Here is a 3,341-nt window from a genome sequence, read left to right as displayed (position 1 = left end):
GTCATGGCCCAGGTGCGATTCGGTTTCCAGGCGCGCGCGCTCGGCTTCGTTAAGGTCGTCCTGCAACTGACGAATGCGCTGTTGGCCGTGCTGAATGCTTTGCTCGACGCGGGCGATATCGCCGCCCACGGAATAAAAGCGGCCCTGCACTTGGTTAAAGCGTTCGGACAGTTCGTGGTGGCCGTCGCGAAAACGCTCAATGCTGGCGTCGGCGTTGCGCTGCTCGGCGACCAAGGCCTCAAAGCCGATTTCCTGGTTGCCAATCACGGTTTCACGCTGGGCCACTTGCTCGTTGAGTGCCTGCCACTTCAACGCCGACAACTGCGCCTTGAGCTGACGCTCTTCGGCTTTGTATTCCTGGTACTTCTCGGCCGATTGCGCCTGGCGATGCAGGCGGTCGAGTTGGCGTTCAAGCTCTTCACGCAGGTCGGTCAGGCGCGCAAGGTTTTCGTGGGTGCGGCGAATGCGGTTTTCCGTCTCGCGGCGGCGCTCTTTGTACTTGGAGATGCCAGCGGCTTCTTCGATAAAGTTACGCAGGTCTTCGGGCTTGGCTTCGATCAGTTTGCTGATCATGCCCTGCTCGATAATCGAGTAGCTGCGTGGCCCCAGGCCGGTGCCGAGGAAGATATCGGTAATGTCGCGACGGCGGCATTTGGTGCCGTTCAGAAAGTAGGTGTTCTGGCTGTCGCGGGTTACCCGGCGGCGGATGGAAATTTCCGCGTAGCCGGCGTATTCGCCGACCAGGGTGCTGTCGCTATTGTCGAAGATCAGCTCGATGCTGGCCTGGGTCACCGGCTTGCGGGTGTTGGAGCCGTTAAAGATGACGTCGGTCATCGACTCGCCACGCAGGTTTTTCGCCGAGCTTTCGCCCATCACCCAACGCACGGCGTCGATGATGTTGGACTTGCCGCAGCCATTGGGCCCGACCACCGCCGCCATATTGCTGGGGAAGTTGACGGTCGTGGGGTCGACGAAGGATTTAAACCCCGCCAGCTTGATGCACTTTAGCCGCATAGAACGCCGTCCTTAGCCACGTAGGGTTAGCGCTCAGCCATGGCGGCCAGCACCATTTGGCAATTGTGCTTGCTGTAAGCGGTGAGGGTTTCCCGCACTTGTGCCGGGTCACGGGCGATCACCGCTTGTAGTAGGCCGGCAAAAGCGTTGAGGAACTGGCTCATCTCGGTTTTACGTTTTTCCAGAGCCAGGTGGTAGGTGCGGCTCATGGCCGGCAACAGGTTTTCCAGGGTTTCCTGCAAAAACGGGTTGTTGGCAAACGGGAACGCGGCGCGCATTACATCAAAGCTGCTCTGCACAAAACTGTCGATGTCGCCGGCCTCGGCGTTCTCGCTCAAGCGTTGCTGAATCTGCACAAATGGCTGCAGGTCTTCAGTGCTTTTCCAGCGTTCGGCCACGGCGTAACCCAGCAGGATGTACAGCTCGATGACCAAGGCATAGAGGCTTTTGACGTTATGCGGGGTGAGCTCACTCACGTGGGCACCCCGGCGCGGCAGGATGGTGATCAGGTGGCGGCGCTCAAGAATCAGCAGCGCCTCGCGCACCGAACCGCGGCTGACATTCAGGGCCAGGGTGACCTTCTGCTCTTGAATGCGCTCACGTTCTTTCAACTCGCCACGAATAATGCGCTCGGCCAAGTGATGGGCGATCTGCTCGGCGAGGCTGTCAGGTGCCTTGAACGTCATGATTTTCCTTCGAAATGGTGGCTATCGAGCGGTGTTGCGCGGGGCGCGAGTGTAACACAGGGTGTTACCCCGCCAAGGTTACGGCCAAGCGGCTTGCCGTCCAAAAGGTTGGGTCGGCAACGGCTTTTTGGCAAACGGATTGTCCTACAATTTCGACGGTCGACTCCCCCTCCCCCATAACAACGGAGCTCACCATGTTTGCTTACCTGCCCTCCTCTTGGATGATCGCCCTGAAAAAAGCTGGCTACTGGATCTGGTTGATTCCGGTGCTGGGCGTGCCCATGAGTTTTTACTGGTCCGTGGGCAGCGAGCATGCCGATGCCTGGGCCTTTTTGGTGGTGACCATTGTCTTTGGCGTGATCCCGATTCTGGACGCCATTGTCGGCCGCGACCCGGCCAACCCCGACGAAACCGCCGATGTGCCCAAAATGGATAAACAGGGCTACTACCGCCTGCTTAGCTTGGCCACGGTGCCGTTTTTGCTGGGCATGCTGGTATGGGCCGGCTGGGCCTTTGTGCATTACGAGGCCTGGAGTTGGGTTGGGCGCTTGGGCTGGATTCTGTCGGTGGGCACGGTAACCGGCGCCATTGGCATTACCGTGGCCCATGAATTTATCCATAAAGACCCGCAGCTGGAGCAGAACGCTGGCGGCCTGTTACTGGCCGCGGTGTGCTATGCCGGCTTTAAGGTTGAGCATGTGCGTGGGCACCATGTGCATGTGTCCACGCCGGAAGATGCCTCATCGTCGCGCTATGGGCAGAGCCTGTACGCGTTTTTGCCGCATGCGTATAAACACAACTTTCTCAACGCCTGGGCGCTGGAAAAAGAACGCCTGCAACGTCGCGGTTTGCCGCAGCTGCATTGGCGTAACGAGTTGATCTGGTGGTACGTCATCAGCGCCGGTTTTCTGCTCGGTTTTAGCCTGGCGTTTGGTTGGATGGGCGCGCTGTTTTTCCTCGGCCAATCGTTCGTGGCACTGACCCTGCTGGAGATCGTCAACTACGTGGAGCACTACGGCCTGCATCGGCGTAAACAGGACAACGGTCGTTATGAACGCACCAACCCCAGCCACTCCTGGAACAGCAACTTTCTGCTGACCAACCTGTTCCTCTTCCACCTGCAACGTCACTCCGACCACCACGCCTACGCCAAGCGGCGCTACCAAGTGCTGCGCCACTTCGACGACAGCCCGCAGTTGCCCAATGGCTATGCCGGGATGATTGTGTTGGCCTTGTTTCCGCCGCTATGGCGCAGAGTGATGGACCCGCGGGTGCGCTCTTACTACGCAGGGGAAGAGCATCAGTTGAGTGAATCGCAGATGGCCTGACAAACTCAACGGCTCTGCTCCCCGCTCGCGGGAGAGGGGCCGGGGGTGAGGGCCGGGGGCAACGCAGATCTAAAACCAAGAGCCCCTCACCCTAACCCTCTCCCGCAAGCGGGAGAGGGAACTGACCGCGTAAGCCTTAACTCCCCTCGCCTGCTTGTGGGCGCCCGGCTAGGGCAGAGGGGCCGGGGGTGAGGGCAAAGGCCAACGCAGATCTAAAACCAAGAGCCCCTCTCCCTAACCCTCTCCCGCAAGCGGGAGAGGGAACTGATTGCGTAAGCCTTAACTCCCCTCGTCTGCTTGTGGGCTCCCGAAT

At 59.4% G+C, this 3,341-nt stretch carries 3 protein-coding genes; 1 reads left to right on the top strand and 2 read right to left on the bottom strand.

Annotated features, from left to right (window positions below; translation table 11 throughout):
- Both AAAB16_RS05255 and AAAB16_RS05250 read right to left on the bottom strand, forming a co-directional pair.
- Nucleotides 1-1,014 (bottom strand): AAA family ATPase (locus AAAB16_RS05255; protein WP_340662396.1); only part of this gene is annotated, 1,014 nt, incomplete at its 3' end.
- A 26-nt stretch (nucleotides 1,015-1,040) separates the two neighbouring features.
- Nucleotides 1,041-1,700 (bottom strand): GntR family transcriptional regulator, encoded by a 660-nt coding sequence (locus tag AAAB16_RS05250; RefSeq protein ID WP_340662395.1) that lies wholly within the window; start codon nucleotides 1,698-1,700, stop codon nucleotides 1,041-1,043.
- 194 nt (nucleotides 1,701-1,894) lie between these two features.
- Here AAAB16_RS05250 and AAAB16_RS05245 point away from each other — a divergent pair, with 194 nt between their 5' ends.
- Nucleotides 1,895-3,028, top strand: a complete 1,134-nt coding sequence (locus AAAB16_RS05245) for an alkane 1-monooxygenase (protein ID WP_340662394.1) — start codon at nucleotides 1,895-1,897, stop codon at nucleotides 3,026-3,028.
- Nucleotides 3,029-3,341 lie beyond the last annotated feature (313 nt).

It is taken from the genome of Pseudomonas sp. (genome assembly GCF_037994325.1).
Lineage (GTDB): Bacteria > Pseudomonadota > Gammaproteobacteria > Pseudomonadales > Pseudomonadaceae > Aquipseudomonas.
Note: the sequence above shows the minus strand (reverse complement) of the source record. Positions and strands in the feature narration are given on the sequence as shown.